The sequence below is a fragment of the Clostridioides sp. GD02404 genome, from assembly GCF_045898275.1.
GTDB lineage: Bacteria > Bacillota > Clostridia > Peptostreptococcales > Peptostreptococcaceae > Clostridioides > Clostridioides difficile_A.
On record NZ_JBJOCA010000068.1, the window covers coordinates 1 to 575 of the forward strand.

A 575-nucleotide genomic window follows, 5' to 3' on the forward strand; every position below is an offset into this window, starting at 1 on the left:
GTAATTGATGGCAATATAAAAAGGTAGGTGATTATATGGAAAGAGAACTACCTATACCAGTATTTTTAACGGAAGATGAAGAAGCAATACACGAAAGAATGTTAAGTAACTTTCAAGATGTTTCTATCTTAGAAGGAGATTTTGTTTATGATGCAACAAGACCTACAGCAGAACAGATAGCTGAATTAAAACAACTAGGACTACAAAATAATTTAAAGATTGCATTTCCTCAAACTAGCTATGGAGAATACCTAGAATGGTTGGGAGAATGTAAAGGAGTATTTAAAAATCAACCAACTAAATCGGTTGGAGTTATTACTTTTATAGGCATACAAGGAACTATAATTACAAAAGGAACTATAGTAACTACTGTTGCAACTGATGAAAAGCAGAGTATAGAGTTTGAGCTTCTTGAAACTAAAACTATAGGAGGAGAAAATGAAACAGTAGATATTAAAGCAGAATGCAGGATTGCAGGGATTATAGGAAATGTATCTAAAGGCAGTATATCTGTTTTATTAGGCTCTATTAATGGGATTAAATCTGTTAATAATAAAGAAGATTTCAAAGGTGGG

General features: G+C 32.0%; 1 protein-coding gene. It reads left to right on the top strand.

The window, feature by feature from the left end:
• Positions 1–35: 35 nt before the first annotated feature.
• A partial coding sequence (locus Q3287_RS19425) for a baseplate J/gp47 family protein (protein WP_407964683.1) occupies positions 36–575 on the top strand: 540 nt, incomplete at its 3' end.